At 55.5% G+C, this 17786-nt stretch carries 16 protein-coding genes; 9 read left to right on the plus strand and 7 right to left on the minus strand.

The window, feature by feature from the left end:
- Positions 1-70 precede the first annotated feature (70 nt).
- Entirely contained in the window at positions 71-430 is a 360-nt protein-coding gene (queF, locus tag G6R38_RS18680) for a preQ(1) synthase (protein ID WP_166829680.1), read from the plus strand.
- 122 nt (positions 431-552) lie between these two features.
- Positions 553-1071 carry a hypothetical protein gene (locus G6R38_RS18685; protein WP_166829684.1) on the plus strand — a complete coding sequence of 173 codons (519 nt, stop codon included), beginning with the start codon at positions 553-555 and terminating at the stop codon, positions 1069-1071.
- A gap of 57 nt (positions 1072-1128) precedes the next feature.
- Here the strand turns inward: G6R38_RS18685 and G6R38_RS18690 are convergent, their stop codons facing one another.
- On the minus strand, positions 1129-2043 hold the full coding sequence (locus G6R38_RS18690) for an aminotransferase class IV (RefSeq protein ID WP_166829687.1): 915 nt from the start codon (positions 2041-2043) through the stop codon (positions 1129-1131).
- Between the two features lie 141 nt (positions 2044-2184).
- Here G6R38_RS18690 and G6R38_RS18695 point away from each other — a divergent pair, with 141 nt between their 5' ends.
- Together G6R38_RS18695 and dapA are read left to right on the plus strand one after the other, a co-directional pair.
- Complete coding sequence (locus G6R38_RS18695; protein ID WP_166829690.1) at positions 2185-3105, plus strand: NAD(P)-dependent oxidoreductase; 921 nt, start codon at positions 2185-2187, stop codon at positions 3103-3105.
- A gap of 134 nt (positions 3106-3239) precedes the next feature.
- Entirely contained in the window at positions 3240-4127 is an 888-nt protein-coding gene (gene dapA / locus G6R38_RS18700) for a 4-hydroxy-tetrahydrodipicolinate synthase (protein ID WP_166829693.1), read from the plus strand.
- Between the two features lie 19 nt (positions 4128-4146).
- Here dapA and G6R38_RS18705 read toward each other — a convergent pair whose 3' ends face one another.
- From G6R38_RS18705 to G6R38_RS18725, 5 genes are all read right to left on the minus strand, one after another.
- Positions 4147-4797, minus strand: a complete 651-nt coding sequence (locus tag G6R38_RS18705; RefSeq protein ID WP_166829696.1) for an ankyrin repeat domain-containing protein — start codon at positions 4795-4797, stop codon at positions 4147-4149.
- Positions 4798-4810: 13 nt separating this feature from the next.
- Positions 4811-7855 (minus strand): PSD1 and planctomycete cytochrome C domain-containing protein, encoded by a 3045-nt coding sequence (locus G6R38_RS18710; protein ID WP_166829699.1) that lies wholly within the window; start codon positions 7853-7855, stop codon positions 4811-4813.
- Positions 7856-7991: 136 nt separating this feature from the next.
- Positions 7992-9017, minus strand: coding sequence for a hypothetical protein (locus tag G6R38_RS18715; RefSeq protein ID WP_166829702.1), 1026 nt, complete (start codon positions 9015-9017; stop codon positions 7992-7994).
- 109 nt (positions 9018-9126) lie between these two features.
- Positions 9127-9912 (minus strand): leucine-rich repeat domain-containing protein, encoded by a 786-nt coding sequence (locus G6R38_RS18720; protein ID WP_206028637.1) that lies wholly within the window; start codon positions 9910-9912, stop codon positions 9127-9129.
- A 136-nt stretch (positions 9913-10048) separates the two neighbouring features.
- Positions 10049-10588, minus strand: coding sequence for a metallophosphoesterase family protein (locus tag G6R38_RS18725; RefSeq protein WP_315852363.1), 540 nt, complete (start codon positions 10586-10588; stop codon positions 10049-10051).
- A 289-nt stretch (positions 10589-10877) separates the two neighbouring features.
- On the opposite strand from G6R38_RS18725, the gene G6R38_RS18730 reads away from it, so the two are divergent.
- The 5 genes from G6R38_RS18730 to G6R38_RS18750 all read left to right on the plus strand — a co-directional run bounded on the left by G6R38_RS18730 (position 10878) and on the right by G6R38_RS18750 (position 17110).
- On the plus strand, positions 10878-12971 hold the full coding sequence (locus G6R38_RS18730; protein ID WP_240928284.1) for a type II and III secretion system protein family protein: 2094 nt from the start codon (positions 10878-10880) through the stop codon (positions 12969-12971).
- A gap of 247 nt (positions 12972-13218) precedes the next feature.
- Positions 13219-13965, plus strand: a complete 747-nt coding sequence (locus tag G6R38_RS27880) for a hypothetical protein (protein ID WP_206028638.1) — start codon at positions 13219-13221, stop codon at positions 13963-13965.
- 239 nt (positions 13966-14204) lie between these two features.
- Positions 14205-14585 (plus strand): hypothetical protein, encoded by a 381-nt coding sequence (locus G6R38_RS18740; RefSeq protein ID WP_166829711.1) that lies wholly within the window; start codon positions 14205-14207, stop codon positions 14583-14585.
- A gap of 426 nt (positions 14586-15011) precedes the next feature.
- Complete coding sequence (gene metK / locus G6R38_RS18745; RefSeq protein ID WP_166829714.1) at positions 15012-16205, plus strand: methionine adenosyltransferase; 1194 nt, start codon at positions 15012-15014, stop codon at positions 16203-16205.
- Positions 16206-16264: 59 nt separating this feature from the next.
- Positions 16265-17110, plus strand: coding sequence for a hypothetical protein (locus G6R38_RS18750; RefSeq protein ID WP_166829717.1), 846 nt, complete (start codon positions 16265-16267; stop codon positions 17108-17110).
- Between the two features lie 10 nt (positions 17111-17120).
- Here G6R38_RS18750 and G6R38_RS18755 read toward each other — a convergent pair whose 3' ends face one another.
- Complete coding sequence (locus G6R38_RS18755) at positions 17121-17531, minus strand: hypothetical protein (RefSeq protein WP_166829720.1); 411 nt, start codon at positions 17529-17531, stop codon at positions 17121-17123.
- Between the last annotated feature and the right edge of the window lie 255 nt (positions 17532-17786).

Genomic DNA, 17786 nt, shown 5'->3' on the forward strand with positions numbered 1-17786 from the left:
AGTTGCTCCTTCGAACGGAACCGCTATGATTCTTCGCGAATCATCGGTTCCGTTTTTGATTGAGAGCGTTATGTCTTCCGTGTCGACCGACTTGCTGGAAACCTTCGAAAACCCGTTCCCGCATCGCGACTACGTGATGGAAACGATTTGTCCGGAGTTCACGTCACTGTGCCCGAAAACCGGCCAACCGGACTTCGGCACCCTGACCATCAGCTACATCCCCGACCAAGTCTGCTTCGAACTCAAGTCCTTGAAGATGTATTTGCAGGCGTACCGGAATGTCGGGGCGTTTTACGAAGACGTGACGAATCGCATTCTGGATGACCTCGTTAAAGTCACATCGCCCCGCTGGATGCAGATCATCGCCGCCTTCACACCGCGAGGTGGAATTCGTTCGACGATTACCGTCGAACACGGCAAACGCTCGTAGTTGGATCTCACCGTTCCTAACACGCCACGAACTCAACAACATTTGTACCGTGTCGTTGACAGAATGACCCCATCGTGGCAGGATGGTGGGTCAACATTCGTTCTGTTTCTAGGAGGTGAACGATGCGATCAATCAATCTAGCCAGCGCGGCGTTGGCATTCGGTTTCTGTCTGCCGGTTTTCGCCGACGAACCCACTTCAGACGACCCACTAAACAACTTATTCGCCCCGGCAGTCGAAATCACCCCCAGCACGCAACCAGAGGTTCCGACTCCGCCCACCGACGATCCGCTGGATGCACTCTTCGGTCCTCAACCGGTTCAACCAAGTTCAAAGCCGGCGACGAAGCCAGTCTCAAAAGATGAGGACGTTCCGAAGGCGGAGTTGCTGCGTCGTATCGAACAACTCGAAAGGCGGCTTGCGGAGGTGGAAGCGAAACAATCCCAACCACCGAAGCACACATCCCCAACGCCAGATCCAGCTCCGTATTCGGTGAAGCCCCAAAGTACACCATTGTTGCAAAACCCAGTGGCCCCTCCGAAACGATCCGTGCCGCCAAATTGGAAGAAGTTCCACTTCAACGGCGAGGATTATTACTACATTCCCGTGAAGGATGTTTCGCCCACCCGGCCGAGCTATTGATCTGTCCAATCCATGCCAATGCGTTGGCCACGATTGGGCATCCGCGTGAATTGAGATTTAGGCTCTGACAATCTGCCCGACAATATCCAAGCCAACGCGGTCACTCCAAGCCTTCATCAATCGTGTGAACACCGCCCCCGGGCACTTTGAACCGATTTCGTGGCCGTCGTGACTGCGGACCGGCATCAAACAATATGGCGTGGATGACGTAAACGCTTCGCTGGCTTCGCGGATGCGATCGCGGTGAAGTTTCGTAAATCGAAACCCGATTCCCAACTCCGCCGCCAATTCTTGCACGACCATCCGACTGATACCCGGCAAAGTGTCGGTTTCGGGTGGTGTGAGGATTTCGCCGTCAATCACAATGAAAAAGTTGCCGGTGCTGGTTTCGGTGATGTGGTCTTCGTGATCGAGCAGCAACGCGGAGGCCTTGGGATGTTCCGCCCGCACTTCCCGGTCGGCGATGTACCAATGCAATCGGCTCCGGGATTTGATCGTCGGATCCAGACTGTCCACCGGAATTGCCCGCGTTTTCGGCGTGCGTAACTCTTGGCCGTTTCGCATTTTTTCGGCCCACAAACCCATCGGCAGTCGCCACGTGTGCACGCCGACAATCCCGCCACGCTCCGCGTTGGGGCCGACATACGTGGGATTCGGCCCCGCGGTGACAAAAATTGTGATCCCGAGTTCTTCATCCGATGCAATCAGTTGTCCGTTGTGCATCGCGACTTCCAAAGCCGCTTTTCCGATCTTTCGCTGCGTTTGTGGCCACGGAATGTGGGCTCGCTTCGCGGATCGTTCCAGCCGTTTCAGATGATCTTCCAAACGATACGGTGTTAAATGGAATGTTCGGAGCAACTCCGTCACGGTCGCCCCGTGAACGAAACCCATATCGCTGACTGGGATCATTGCATCGGCAGCCGGGACGAGTTCACCGTTCAGGTAGGCAATCGGTTCGCGCTGGGAAACCATGCGTTTTCTCACGAAATCGGTGCATGTTCAGGGTGGATTTCCGGTTTTCCGGGCCGATGAAGTGACGACCCGCGTGCAGACCGTTATACTGCCTGCCGGAATCGCACCATCATTTTGAGTCGCAGTGAGAAAGGCAATACCATGGCAGTTCCAGCCATTGTACCTGGACAAACAAAAATCGGCTGGATTGGCACCGGCGTGATGGGTTCGAGCATGCTCGGACATTTGCTCGACGCAGGGTTTTCCGCCACCGTGACAACCCGCTCGAAATCCAAGGCGGACGGCGTGATCGCCAAGGGAGCCGTCTGGGCCGACACCCCCAAAGCCGTCGCGGAAGCCTCCGATGTGATCTTTGCCATCGTCGGTTTTCCTTCGGATGTCCGCGAAGTAATGCTCGGCGAACACGGCGCTTTGGCCGGTTCGAAGTCCGGTAATGTGCTCGTCGATATGACGACCAGCGAACCATCCCTCGCCGTTGAAATCGCCGAAACCGCCAAGGAAAAAGGTGTTTACAGCGTTGATGCCCCGGTCTCTGGTGGCGATGTCGGTGCGAAAAACGGCACGCTGTCCATCATGATTGGCGGCGACGAAGACGTTGTGACCGCACTCAATCCATGTTGGGAAGCGATGGGCAAAACCATCGTCTACCAAGGCCCAGCCGGTGCCGGTCAACACACGAAGATGGTCAATCAAACCCTGATCGCCGCCGCGATGATTAGCGTGTGTGAAGGACTTCTCTACGCCTACAAAGCCGGTCTCGATCTGCCGACGGTGATGAAATCCGTCAGCAGTGGAGCGGCGGGAAGTTGGTCGCTCTCGAACCTCGGGCCGCGAATGATCGAAAATAACTTCGATCCCGGTTTCTTCGTCGAGCACTTCATCAAGGACATGGGCATTGCATTGGCTGAAGCGAAGAAAATGGAACTCAGCCTGCCCGGTTTGGCACTCGCTCATCAACTCTACCTCTCCGTCCAAGCCAACAAACACGGTCGCGACGGTACCCATGCGTTGATGTTGGCGTTGGCTCAAATGTCGAATGTAGATTGGAAGAATCGGGGTTAATCGCGAGAGATTAGGGACTCGGGGTGAGGGTTGTGAATTCTGCCCGACCCCCGAACCTCTGACTCCTAATTCCCTCAATGAATAAAAACCCTGGCGGTGCGCTAAAACGCACCTCACTTTTTGGAGACTCAACCATGCCTCGCAAAGGCGAACAGTTTGCCGGATTGACTGTGGCTCTCGTGACCCCGTTCGAGAACGGAAAGGTCAACGAGAAAGCCTTGCGGGATCTGGTGGATTACCACATCGAAGCCGGAACCGATTGCGTTAGCCCAGTCGGCACGACCGGCGAAAGCCCAACCCTCACGCATGAAGAGCACGAGCAGATTATCCGCATCGTGTGCGAGCAAGCCGCTGGCAAAATCAACGTCATGGCCGGTACCGGTTCAAACAGTACGGCCGAAGCCATTCGCCTCACGAAGTTCGCCAAGAGTGTCGGTGCAACCGGGGCGTTGCTCGTCGCGCCGTACTACAACAAGCCCACTCAGGAAGGGTTCTACCTGCACTACAAGTCGATTGCTGAAGCGGTCGACATTCCGATTGTGCTCTACAACATTCCCGGTCGAACCGCGAAAAACATGGAGCCGGAAACCATCATCCGACTCGCGGAACAGCCGAACATCGTTGCAGTCAAAGAGTCCACGGGCAGCATGGACCAAGCCTCTGCGATCCTGAACCGATCGGACCTCACCATCTTGTCCGGCGACGACAGTTTGACGCTCCCCCTGATGTCACTCGGCGGCAGCGGTGTAGTTTCTGTTGTCGGGAACCTGGTCCCGCAGGATGTCAAAGCCATGTTGAATGCGTTCAACAGTGGCGATCTTGCCGCCGCTCAGGCACAGCATCACAAGCTGTTCCCGCTGTGTCGCGACATGCTCGGCTTGGCAACAAACCCGATCCCGGTCAAAACCGCCATGGAACTCATCGGCCGTTGTTCCGGTGAACTTCGCTTGCCAATGACCCCGCTCACCGATGCCGAACTTGAGAAACTGCAAGGTACGCTGAAAACGTACGGATTGCTCTAATCGTGTTGCACGATGGCGTTCACGAGGAGGCTTCGTCATCCGGAGGGAAGTCGGGGCCGACTTCAGAACCGTTATACGACAGCTGATCAACAATCGACTTGTCGCGACGATACCAACTCGCCCAACTCAAGGGCGAGTCTTTGTTTGCATCGCGGATTGTCGGATCGGCACCGGCATCGAGCAGCAGTTGAATCACTTCCGAATTGCCCCAAGCAGCGGCCCGATGTAACGGAGTTTCTCCACGGACCCGGGCATCACGCCATAGGCAGTACGTTTTCATGCCCGGTTTGGTCCGTGCATTCGGGTCCGCTCCATATTGCAGAAGCAACCGAACCGCATCGGAATCGTCACCGCCCGCATACCAATGCAAAGCCGTCTCGCCATTGTGTTCACTGGCTCGATTGACATTGGCTCCGGCTTCAAGCATCAGACGCATGCACTCGACATTGCCCGACGCACCGAGAACCGGTGAAATGTTTTCATTGCGTTGCGCATCCGGGTCGGCACCATGTTCGAGTAGAAAACGAGTGATTTCTGGATCGAAATTCAACAGCGGCCCCATTCCATGTTGGTCGACGCTGTTCGGATCGGCTCCCGACTCAATTAGTCTTCGAACCGTTTCAAAATCCCCCGTAACCGCAGCATGAATTAACTCGTCGTTTCGCGGCATGGTGCAGGGGTCCTTACTCCCGCGTGATGAATTCATCGAGGTTGATCAACACCCGGGCGACGGCGGTCCAGGCGGCGGCTTCGGTCGGGGTAATTTCTTTCGGCAAACCCGATGGTGCAGCAGCGCCGGCGGCGGTTGGGTCAGACTCGAACCGGGCGTACTCGCTGTTGTAGAATTCGGTGATGGTCGAGAGTTCCACGTCGGAAGGTTCGCGGGACAGAGCGGTCCGAAACGCAAAACGAATCCTGCCTTCGAGATACGAAGGTGCCGCCGACAGAATCCGCATAGCGAACGCCTGTGCCAATTCGTGGAACGCGATATCGTTCGCCAATGTGAGCGACTGCAACGGTGTGTTGGAACGGACGCGGCGAGTGCAAGTTGTAATGCCGTCGGCGGCGTCGAATGTCATCAACATCGGATACGGGCTCGACCGCCAGAAGTACGTGTAGAGACCACGCCGGTAGCGATCGCCATCGGTTTCGGTGTTCCAAGGTTTCTTGGTTTGCGTCAGCACATAAATGCCCTGCGGCTGCGGCGGGTGTACACTGGGGCCCTTCATCGCCGTTGAAAGCCGCCCACTGACTGCCAAAGCTGAATCGCGGATGGACTCCGCTTCCAACCGCATTCGACTCTGCCGAGCCAACTGGCGATTCCGTGGATCACGTTGCCAGCTTTCATCGGTCATCCGAGACGATTGCCGATATACCGCCGACGTGACAATCAGCCGATGAAGTGATTTCATGGACCACTCTTGCCGAACCAACTCGGTCGCCAACCAATCCAGCAGTTCAGGGTGTGTCGGTTTCTCGCCTTGGCGTCCGAAGTCGTTTTCGGTTTCGACCAAGCCCCAGCCGAAGTACCGTTGCCAGATTCGATTGACGGTCACACGGGCCGTCAATGGATTCGCCGGATCGACCAACCAACGTGCAAAGTCCAAACGGTTTGGTGTTCCATCACTTTCGATTGGCGGCAATACGTCGGGCACATCCGGTTTCACGCGGTCACCATGCCGCAGGAAATCACCGCGAATGTGGATGAAGGTTTCCCGTGGAGTTTTGCGTTCACTCAGCACCATCGTCGTGGGAACCGATTTCTCCGTTGTTTGCAACTTGCGTTTTAGCTTGTCGACTTCCGCAACGAACACTTTGCGGCTGTCATCGGTACTGCGATACGCTGCCCAAAGTTGATCGCGTTCGGCGTCGCTGCGTTCGGACTCGGTTTTGGCAAGAATCTTGTGAACCGACTCGGGAATTCGCAGAGCCTCCGCGTTGTTATCCGTGACTGCCAATCGAAAATGTCCCAATACATACCGTGAGCCGTGGTTCTGATGAAGTTGAACTTCCAACGACTCCCCATCGGCCAACTCAACGGGCTCGCCAAAAAAGAAAACCGCTTCGCGTGGCACATTGGGATTCCCGCGTTTCACATTGATTGCCCAACCGGTCTTCTGTGTGTCGCCATCAATGGCATCAATGACTGGGTAACCGGATTGCGAATGATCCGCGATGGCATCCGACAGTCGCAACGGCCGACGGTTTCCCTGGGGATCGACGGCGAAGACTTTCACTTCGTTCAATACAAAGTTCCCATTCCCAGCTCGCCCAGGGCCTTTCTTTGGCAGACTCGCATGTGTGAGGGCTTCCAAACGAATGGCCGTTGGATTCGAGAGTGAGACGGGAGCGGTGACGACAAACGTGTCTTTCCCCGGACCGCTGAAGTCGACGAACAACGCCTTATTATCCTGCGGGACAAGAGTGGAACCGTTGGTGGTTTTGTAGGACGTTGGTTCGAGAACCGTCCACGCCGGAGTTGATGAAACCCCGCGTTGCATTTGATCGACCCACTCCCCAAAACCGGCTTTCGCTTGCTCGTCGTGCTGACTGAGGTTGGCTTCCGCCGATTTGAGGTCATTCCGAAGTTGCTCAAGCGTCGCGGTTTGTGCCGCTGTGGGAACTTTCAACGTCGGTTCGTCTTGGCTGTTGAAAATCGCGAATAGCTCGTAGTAGTTCCGCTGCGAAATCGGATCGTATTTGTGTTGATGACATCGCGCACATCCCAGGGTGAGCCCCATCCAAGCCGCTCCGGTCGTGTCGACACGATCGGCAACCGCTTCGATCCGAAACTGTTCCGCGTCTGTGCCGCCTTCCTGATTGACGAGCGTGTTCCGATGAAACCCCGTGGCAATTTTGTCTTCGATGGTCGCATCGGGCAGCAAATCGCCCGCGAGTTGAGCGATGGTGAACTCGTCGAACGGTTTGTCGGCGTTGAATGCATCGATGACCCAATCCCGGTACAGCCAGATTTGCCGAGCACCGTCGATCGTGAAACCGTGTGAGTCGGCATACCGAGCCACATCGAGCCAATGCCGCCCCCAACGTTCGCCGTACTGCGGTGACGCAAGCATGCGATCGACAAGTTTTTCATATGCATTCGGCGAGCGGTCCGCGAGGAATTCCTCGACTTCACTCCAACTCGGCGGCAATCCTCGCAAGTCGAGACTCAATCGCCGAATGAGCGTGCGACGTTCCGCAGCCGGAGACGGTTTTTGATTCGACTCTTCGAGCCGACGCAGCACGAACCGATCAATCGGCGTGCGACACCAATCGGCCTGCTTGACTACCGGAATGCCGTGACGCTTCACCGGTTGAAACGACCAGTGTTTGACAGCATGATCGTTCTGAGCAACTTTCTCGTCGTCCGGAAAGTCAGCACCGGCGTCGATCCATTTTTTGATGATCTCAATTTCTGTCTTCGTGAGCGGATCGGAATCCAGCGGCATCGCGGTGACGTCACCCTCGCTCTCATCAACGAGAACTTGATACAGCAGACTCTCCGTGCTCTTGCCCGGCACGATCGCTGGTCCCCGGTCACCGCCGTCCAACATCAACTGGCCGGCATCCACTCGCAAGCCCGATTCGGCCTCGTCCGGCCCGTGACACATGACGCAGTGTTTCTCAAGAATCGGTTTGACGTGTTTCGTGTAGTCAACTTCCGCGGCAGCGAAACAGTTCGTGCTAAGTGCAAGAAGAACTCCGAACGACATGAAACTGCGAAGCATGGTGCTTTCCGATTTCTATCCAAACGACCCATCATCAATTGTTGATCTTATCGTAGCAGCGCGTGCAAAACCACGGAAACCGTTAACGGGTCCCGTGGTTCTGACGTGTCGAATTGAAATTTACGATTGCTCGACCTTAGCGTTTTTTCCGCTCGGCGAGACGTTTGAAGTATTCTTCCATCGCTTTGCGATAGTGGGGCGGGAAGTTCTTGTCCATGTACTGCTTAGCGGCCGCTTGCTCTTTCTCGGGCAACATTCCCCATCCCGATTGCTCCGCGATGCGTTTTTCATCGGCATCACCAGGAGCAGTGCTGCCTTTGACGGAGCTATCTTTGGCCGGATTGTTGGACTTGTTTGATTTGCCACCAAGACCGTTGCAGGGACAATCTCCGCTGCTCGCACCGCTGCTTTCGGCTTTTTCGATGAGGTAATCCAAAGCCGCGATGATTTCCGCTTCACGTTTCTGGACTTTGCGACCGGCCCGAGCCAGATCCAAACGCCGCTCGACATCGCTCATCATTCGAGCCACTTCGTCGAGGGTGTCTTTGCGAAGTTTTTCAAGTTCGAACTGCATCAGCTTGGCCACCGACGAATACCGCACTGGCACGTCTTCGGTCTGGCTGAGCAGCATTTCCGCCGATTTGAGACCGTCATCTTTGAGCATTAACTCGTGCTCGGCAACGGTCTTGTAGAACAACAGGGTCGCGGGGTCGATTACGGAGGCGGGATCGAGTTGCGTGAGTTGCTCCAATGCTTCGTCGTACATCCGGCGTTGGGCCAAGTATCGACCGTAATACAACCGCATGGTGTTCGTATAGAACTCGTCTTGCGAATCGACGGACATGAACTCCGGCGGTGCCAATGGCGCGTCGATCAAACGACATTCGTCGATGAATTTCTGCGAGACCGGATCAACCATCGCGAACGTCTGCACAACCTGATCGAATCGGGCTGTTGATGTGGCGGCTTCGGAATTGGTCCAAAGTTCCTTGATCTGCGTTTGAAGCTCTGGATCGGCTTGCCGGGCTTCCACCCATTGCAGCGTTTGATCTTGGAGTCGTTGGGCAGTTGGTGGGGCGAAGTGTTGATCGCCCGCGGCGAATGCGGCGGTGGACATCAGCAATGTCGCCGCAGTCAAAGTCCCGATCAGAGTGTTCGGCATCAATTCGACTCCTGCAGAAAAAGGGAGCACAGTCCGGAACGGACCATTCCTAACGATATCAATGAAGCTTCATGCGTCAAGATCAATTTTGGCTAATCTGTTGTGACAACTAACTTTCCGGTGCATCGGCCGCTTGAATCTCCAAATCTGGCAAGGATTCTTGCAAGGCATCGATGGCGGCTTGATCGATGGATTCGGTATCGAGTTTGATGACTTCTAATTGTTTCAGTGGATACAGCGACTTCAAGCCTTTTTCCGTAATGGTCCCGGTTGTCGCCAGGTGAAGAACGGCTAACCGGTCCAACGATGAAAGGTGCGGCAGCCCGTTGTCACTGACGGTCGTTTCATCCAAACACAGGTGTTCAAGACGTGGCAACTTCTCCAAGGATGGTAAACCCTGGTCCGACACCAAAGTTCCGTACAATGCAAGACGTCGAAGGTAATCAAATTGTTCCAGGTATTTGAGTCCCGTGTCGGAAACTTTGGACTCCGAAAGGTTTAGGTCCGCAAGCAGGAAAAATGGATCCAAGAGTTTCAAATGTTCGTCGGTGACAGGCAGCGAGCGAAAATCGACAGCATCCACGTCACCGTTCTTGTTGAAAGTGACTTCCGCCCCCAATTTTTCCAGTTCCTTGGCCGCCAAATCTTGCGTTGAAGGCAATTTGGGAGGCAGTTCCGGCAAACGTGGTACGGGCGGTTTGTCTTCTTCTTGCGGGGAAGGGGGTGCAGATTCCGTACCCGAATCACCAAGCGAATCCGCAGGAATGGCATCCGTCGCAACCTCTTTCTCCACAACAGGTTCTGCCGGCTGTTCCGGCTCGTTGTTTGAACAGCCCGCCAGACCGCCTAAGAAGCAAACGATGAGTGCCCATCGAGTAGGCATATTGCGATTCATGGCTTCAATCCATCCGACCATCTTCGGCCTCGCGCATCATTTTAACGGACGTTGTCATAACGCCCTCAATTATTAGACGTAAACACAACGCAATTCTAACCGGATTGATTTGGGAAACGAGTCTTTGATTTCGCGATCAGCGGGGAATCGTCAGGAATTGCAGGTGGTCGGTCCGTAAATCCAGGATGGCTACCGTAAATTCCGAGGCCCGAAATAACGCCCCAGGATTGATTCGCCGCGTCGCCCCGACCATCCGATCGTGAGTCGCGTGGGAGTGACCTGTCAAAAGGTAGTCCGGTTCGGCATCGAGCAGGGGTTGGAGATCCGAGCGGAGATGCCCGTGCGTCATTGCAATCCGTCTGCCGGCCAGCTCGACTTCCCCTCCCCAAGCCAGGCATGTCGCTCCGAATTCCTGAGCCGCACGAGTGAGGTCGGGCACTTCGTCCGCATCGTGATTTCCGAAGACGAAATAGAACGGCAATACGGAACACGCAACGAGAATTTCCGGCGTCGCCAGGTCACCACAGTGAAAAATGGCTTCCACCGAACATTCCACAAGCCGATCGACCGCCACTTTGGTCCGGTCTAGGTGATTGTGAGTATCGGACATGATTCCAATTTTCATCTTGACATTCCGCGTAGAGACCATCGCCGTTCGCCCGTAAAAAACGGGCATTTTGCAACAAAACACGGTTTTTAGCTGGCTCAAAATGAGACACTTTGTCAATGGTCTCGTCTACCAAAAAGCGAGAAATCTGATGAATTTCTTCGACATAACGCATATTTCTCTCAGTTGTGATTCAACCCGGGCAAGTTGCATAACCGATACATTCAGTACGAAATAGCTCGCTGTGCAGCTCGGTCGAGTTCCAGACAGCGCAATTCCACCTGATTAGAAAATGGCATCCCAACACAGCGAGTGAAGCTGAGGGTGTCGGCTTCTGATACCGAAGGAGTGGCAGTCCATGAGGGGTTTACGCGACTGGAACACGGTCGGTTCAAACGGCACGATGGGATGGTGCAACATGCGACGACTCGGGAAACGACTCTTGCTCGCTTCGCTCTGGGGACCCGCCGCTCTTGGAAGTGCGGTTTGGGCTCAGGGACCCAACTCTTCGGCACCGTATGATCCGGTGATGGGCCCTCCTGGAATCTATCAGCAAACCGATGCTGGTGGACCGCAGATGGCTCCGCCACAACGACACATGACGGCACCACAACCGTTGATCATCGGTCCTGCACCGGACTCCCGACAGTTCGGAACCAGCCCGATCCAACAAGCACCGGGCGCACCGATCCAACTGACGCAAAGCCAAGCGGCTCCTGAGAAGCCATTGCCACCAGAGATTGCGGCAATGCCGAAGCCGCAGGAAGAACTGGAAATCATCAACCACCGCAGTCAATTGATTGTGACTCGCAAACGTGTCAGCAAAATCGCGGTGGCTGATCCCAGCGTAATCGATGTCGTGCAGTACAGCCCGACGGAACTTTCGGTCATCGGAACCGAACGCGGTAAAACCAACCTGATGTTCTGGTTCGAAGGCGAACAGAACCCGTTGATCTACGAAGTCACGGTGATTCGTGACCCCGACATCGAAGATCAAAAACGAATCGATTACGGTCGACTCGAACGAAAACTTCAGATTCTGTTCCCCGACAGCAAAGTCTACCTGATCCCGCTGTCCTACAAGATTCTGGTCAAAGGTCAGGCTCGGAACGCCGAGGAAGCGGCGCGAATCCTGCAAATCATTCGCGGCGAAGTCATCAACCAGGAAGGTTTCCTCAACGGACCTCAACCGGTGGGTGCTCTCGGCGGCGGTGTGGGTGCCGGATTCGGGAACGACAACTACCTAGGATTGAACGGCAACTTTGGGACCGACCGGCTGTCCTCGTTGATCGTTAACATGCTCGAAGTCCCCGGCGAACAGCAGGTGATGCTGCGAGTGCGGATCGCCGAATTGTCGCGATCGCAGTTGCGACGTATGGGGATCGATCTGAACTACATCTTCAACAACGCCGCTCATGCTGTGACCAGCACGGTGGCCGGAACACCTGCGAACCTTTCGGGGATTTTCTCGAACGGGGAAGTCTCGGTGCTGTTGAACTGGCTGGAATCCAACGGGACCGCCAAGGTTCTCTCCGAGCCAGTGCTGACCGTGCTCAGCGGACACTCGGCGAGCTTCCTCTCGGGTGCGGAATTTGCGGTTCCCACGATTGTGGGCATCGGCGGAGCTGCCGGTCAAACGACGAGTTTTCGTGGATTCGGAACTTCCGTGATCGTCACGCCAACCGTGGTTGATCGCGACCTGATCCGCATGCGAATCGTGCCGGAGTTCAGTCAGGCGAACCAAGGTTTGGCCGTCGGTGGAATTCCGGGATTGAACTCTCGACGGGTGCAAACGACGGTGGAACTTCGAGAAGGTCAAACGATCGCGTTGGCGGGTTTGATTCTGAACGAGACCAACACCGAAGTGAGCCGCATCCCGTTCCTTGGGGAAATCCCATATATCGGTGCGAAACTGTTTGCAGCTAAGCAAGCCTCGCAGGACGAGACGGAATTGTTGGTCCTCGTGACACCGGAAATCGTGCGACCAATGGACGCTGACGAGGTGCCACCGGTTCCCGGATACGATGTCACTTGGCCAAGTCGCTGGGAACTGTGCGAACTCGGCATGACCGAAGGTGTGCCCGATACCGGGGTCTACCAAGTCCCGCCGTTGGGAACGGACAGCAATCACGGCATCAACGTGCCTTATCGGTTGTACAACCCAACTCCGGCGGCGGCTCAGTACTCACCGGTTCCGACAAACAGCTACGGTGCCCAACCGCAAGGGGCTCCGAGTATGAACAACGGCCCGGCATATCCGACACAACCGACATATCCGAGCCAACCGGGTTATCCGTCGAACCCGAACGCCCCTATGGGTCTATCGCCGAACATGCCTCCCGCACCGGGAGCAGCGGCGAACAATCATCCCGGCGGAAACATCGTGCCGACCGGCTACGAAACGGAAGCCAAGAAGACCGGCGGACTTTGGGGCCGGTTGCGAGGTCGCTAGACCGGATTGAGGTCTGCTGTGTCCACGGTGGTTGCGAAAACAATTTGTTTCCTGGCCTTTTGGACACAGAACCAAAAATTCACTGCCTTTGTGCTGAATCCGGCTTGGATCAGTCAGGCATCGCGGCAACCGTTTTTACAGAAGAATCAATCTTCGCGATCATTTCGCCGATAACGATTTGGGAACCCATGGAACGGGACGGTCCTCCCGCGGACCAAGTGACGGATCACCAACCGCAAGGTATGTCATGACTCAGCATAGCTTAAAAACAATCCTTTGGGGGACGCTGCTGGTCACCGTCCCCATGCTCGCCGGCTGTGGCGGCATCTTCGGCAAACGTAACTGTGCCAGTACCGCATCAACGGATGCTGGCTGCCGAGATGGTGCATGCCCGCCAGGAGGCTCCTGCCCACCGGGAGGTTCCTGCCCACCAGGAGCTGGTGGCGGTGGACTCTGCAACGGCCACTCACTGTGCAACGGAAGTTGCTTGGCGTTCCTTCACGGGCACGCTCCGAACCTCGCCATTCCGGATCGGCAACCGCTTGGCAGCGTGAACCGAGCCCACTATCACACCATGCAGACCAATGGCGAAGCGACCGACTTCATCCTGCACCGAAACGACTTTGTCGGCAAAACCGCCGAGTTGTCACCTGCGGGGAAAGATCACATCATGGAAATCGCCGCACGGATGCGAAGTGCACCGTTTCCTGTGATCGTCGAACGTTCGGAACACAACTCCGACCCGGAACTGGATGCTCACCGACGTCATATCGTGGTGCAAATCCTTTCGCACATGGGCAATCCCGACGCTCAACAACGTGTGTTCGTCTCACCGAATTACGGCCAGACACGAAACTCGGTTGAAGCCGAAACCGATTACTATCGCACGATTTACACTCGCGGTGGGTTCGGCAACGGATTCAACAACGGTGGATTCGGTGGCGGCGGGTTCGGTGGTGGATTCGGTGGCGGCGGTGGAGGGTTCGGTTTCTAGACCAAACGCCTCACGAAAACCAAACTTTCAAGACGGCCTCGAACCATGTTGTTCGGGGCCGTTTTTCGATGGATTGACCAAACTGAAAAGATTCCCGAAGTCCTGCTGGACAATGGCTCGGAATGGACAGTATATTTTACCTGAATGCCCTAACGTCGCGCGCAAAGCATCGTGATGGAGATCGGCACGTTCCCAACCATTGAGTATCCCTCAAAACATCCAGCAGGAGTGACTGACAGATGAAACGCAGTGCCTTTGTTCTTGGGTTCGCATTGCTGGTCGCAGCATGCGCAACCTCGTTGATGCAAGAAGAAGCCGAAGCCGGCATCTATTTCCACGCCGGATTTGGAATCGGCCACAGCTACCCCGCATACGGTTATGGCTACGCACCGGCATACTACGCCGCTCCAGTCTATACCGCACCGGTTTACACGGCACCTGTCTACGCAGCCCCGGTGACCACCTACTACGCACCAACTCCGATCTACCGCAGCAGCTACTACGCCGCTCCCGCATACTGGGGTTACGGCTACGGTCCACATTACGGTCGGGGAGAATTGGAGATCGAGTACAAGTTCCGCAACGGCTACTACTCCGTCGAATATGATTACGACGACTAAATCGTAAATCGCTTGTGGTTCGCATCAGTCACGACAAGATTCAGCCTTGGACGAGAGCTGCCAAGCTGCACCGACAAAAATCGAAACCCCGCTTCACATCGAAGCGGGGTTTTTCGTTGGCCGAGGTAATTGCCCCCCAAGAATCGAAACTATGATCCGATGACCACCATAGAAACCACGGGCCTCAGGTTCGGCCCCTGAGCGTTGCCGAGGCGAGAAAAGTAAGATCATCTTGTGCCAATTTGCCTAGAACCCTAGAATTCTCGGGGTTTATTCGTAAAGATCGGTCAGCGGCGACGGATTAATCCCTCACGAAATGCGTGCTGGTCGATAGATTCGCGAACTGGCGATTGTTGTTCGCAGTTCGAAACGCCGATGGTTTTCTGCCACGATGATTTAGAGTTGCGAAGAGATTAGGAGTTTCGAATGTCGCAGTATGCGTTCACCAGTGAATCGGTCAGCATGGGCCACCCCGACAAAGTGTCGGATCAAATTTCAGATGGGATTCTCGATGCCCTATTGACTGGCGATCCGCAATCGCGTGTTGCATGCGAAACTCTCTGCACGACCGATTTGGTCGTTCTTGCCGGTGAGATCCGCTCAAACGCAAACGTGGACTATGAAAAGATTGCTCGCGAAGTTATTCGTGACATCGGCTACGTCAAACAAGACGAAAACGACGACGACATCGGCTTCGATGCCGAAACCTGCAAAGTGCAAGTTGCGTTGCACAGCCAAAGTGCCGACATCGCTCAAGGTGTCGATGCGGACGGTGCTGGCGACCAAGGTCTGATGTTCGGCTACGCCTGCACGCAAACCGAAGAACTCATGCCATTGCCGATCGCGTTGTCACATCGCATCATCAATCGCATCACCCAACTCCGAAAAGACAAGAAAGTCGACTGGCTACGTCCGGACAGCAAAAGCCAAGTCACTGTCAACTACGAAGGCACGAAACCCGTCGAAGTCTCCGCCGTTGTGGTATCCACCCAACACCGGGATACCGTCTCTCAAGAAGAGATTCACGAATTCGTGATCGAAGAAGTCGTCAAGCCGTCGATCCCGACGAACATGCTTTCCGAAAACGTCAAGTACCACATCAACCCAACCGGAAATTTCGTGGTTGGCGGTCCGCACGGGGACTGTGGATTGACCGGCCGAAAGATTATCGTCGACACTTACGGTGGTTGGGGACGTCACGGGGGTGGAGCTTTCAGTGGGAAAGACTCGACCAAAGTCGACCGGTCCGCAGCTTACATGGCTCGTTACGTCGCCAAGAATGTGGTCGCCGCCGGATTGGCCACCGAATGTGAAGTTCAACTCGCCTATGCCATCGGTGTGGCGGAACCAGTCAGCATTCACGTTGAAACCAACGGAACCGGCGTTGTGAATGATGACCAGATCGCAAAAATCATTCGCGAATTGTTCCCGCTGACACCGCAAGGAATTATCAGCCACTTGCAATTGCGTCGGCCGATTTTCCGTAAAACCGCTGCTGGTGGTCACTTCGGTCGCAGCGACAGCGACTTCAGCTGGGAACACACCGACAAAGCCTCCGAAATTCGCTCGGCGGCCGGTTTGGGGTCTGATGTGCCGAAAGTGCAGCCCGCGACCGTCTAAATTTTTCTTGTCGCTTTGGAGATTGATTTCCAAAGCCACACAGTCAAGGAATGGGCACGATGCTTGGGATGGCGTCCGTGTTGCCGGAGTCCCGGCGTGATTGGTTTCAATTGGCGGTGAATGGTCTCTGGATGGGGCCCGCCGTCATTGTCTTCGTGTTAGCGTGCCGACGGTTTGTCGGTGCGTTCGCCGATGGCATGACCGAGCCAGCCGTTTGCCTCGTCGCCAGCGGCACCAGTGTGCTGGTTCTGTTGGCAGTCGCACTCGAACGACTCAACTTCGACGAGTTCCAAGAATCCTTCGACTTCCGTTGGCGGACGGCGATTCAATTGGCCCCCGCCATCGTGGTCGGCTGGTTGCTCCTGGTGAGCCCTTCGGAAGCGACCATCGCCTTTCTCACCATCCAAACCGTCTCGGTAGCGACCATCGGTTGGGGTATCACCCGACTCCAACATGAAGTGCTCGCCGACATTGTCCTGGCGTTCTCGAAAGACCCATTCCTCAGACAACCCACAACCGAGCACCCCACGCTCAAGGTCTCCATCGAGCCTCCTGCGACCGAAGCTTCCTCTGAACAAGAGGAAATGTTCCACGAGATGACTCGACGTCACGTGTTGGAAGACGAAACTGGGTGGGATGTCCTTCAAGGGGTGTTGACGGTCGACTTTCAACCGAATCAACGGAAAGTCGCACTGCACATTCCAATTTGCCCTCCGATGCACCAACTCCCCGAAACCGAATGTGTCGTGCTGGACGACGACACCGCCGATGTCGACATCAGCTCGGTTCACCCCTACGGCGTTCGGTTGGAAGTTCGGCGTCCGTCCGGCAAGGGAAACGCTCGTGTTCGCTTGGACTACACGATCGCCAGCGAATTGACTTCGCCGACTAGACACGTCGCCTAAATGGTGTCGGTCATGCGTTCGATTGAATCTCGATCACGGCTCCCTCGAAGACTTCGTGCGTAGACAGGGTGTCCGGATCGGTCCGATTGAGTTCTATCGTGAGCCTGTTTGCCGGTTCAAGCTGTTGTGTGATCTCGAACCGGTACCCGTCCTGCGGTGTCGCCTCGGGGTGAATTTCGCCATCGTTCAACAACACTCGGATGTTGTGCGTGGGAAGTTGCGGGAGCAGAAGACTGACCTGATCGGTCTCTCCCAATCCGGTCGGGCAGTTGAATCGACGCGACAGCACAACCAGCCCCGCAGCATCTTCCAAGAGGGTTTCCCATCGCTCGGGAAGCGTCACCCGACGGTTCCCGGTCGCTCCGTCGGCTTCGGTGTGCAGATTCCAGGGGCCTCGAAGACGAATAGAGTGACAGTTCATCAGATGGTTGCACGCGGAGAGAAGCAATTTCGCTGAGTTTTCGACGCCAGCGAAATGGGAAGCGGTGTCATGGTCCGCTCAAACTACCGAGTTTGCCCTCGATTTCCAATCCCGAGAAACGTGCGATGGGGTTCCATTTGGGAAGAAGCAGTCTGTCAATAATTTTCTCGCTAGTTCTCATTCCCTAAAGGCGGTATACTCCGAACCGTTGACAGCGTCCAGGGGAAGGTCTCGTCCGGATTTTCGAGCACTGGA

The sequence above is a fragment of the Thalassoroseus pseudoceratinae genome, assembly GCF_011634775.1.
In the GTDB taxonomy this organism is placed as follows: domain Bacteria; phylum Planctomycetota; class Planctomycetia; order Planctomycetales; family Planctomycetaceae; genus Thalassoroseus; species Thalassoroseus pseudoceratinae.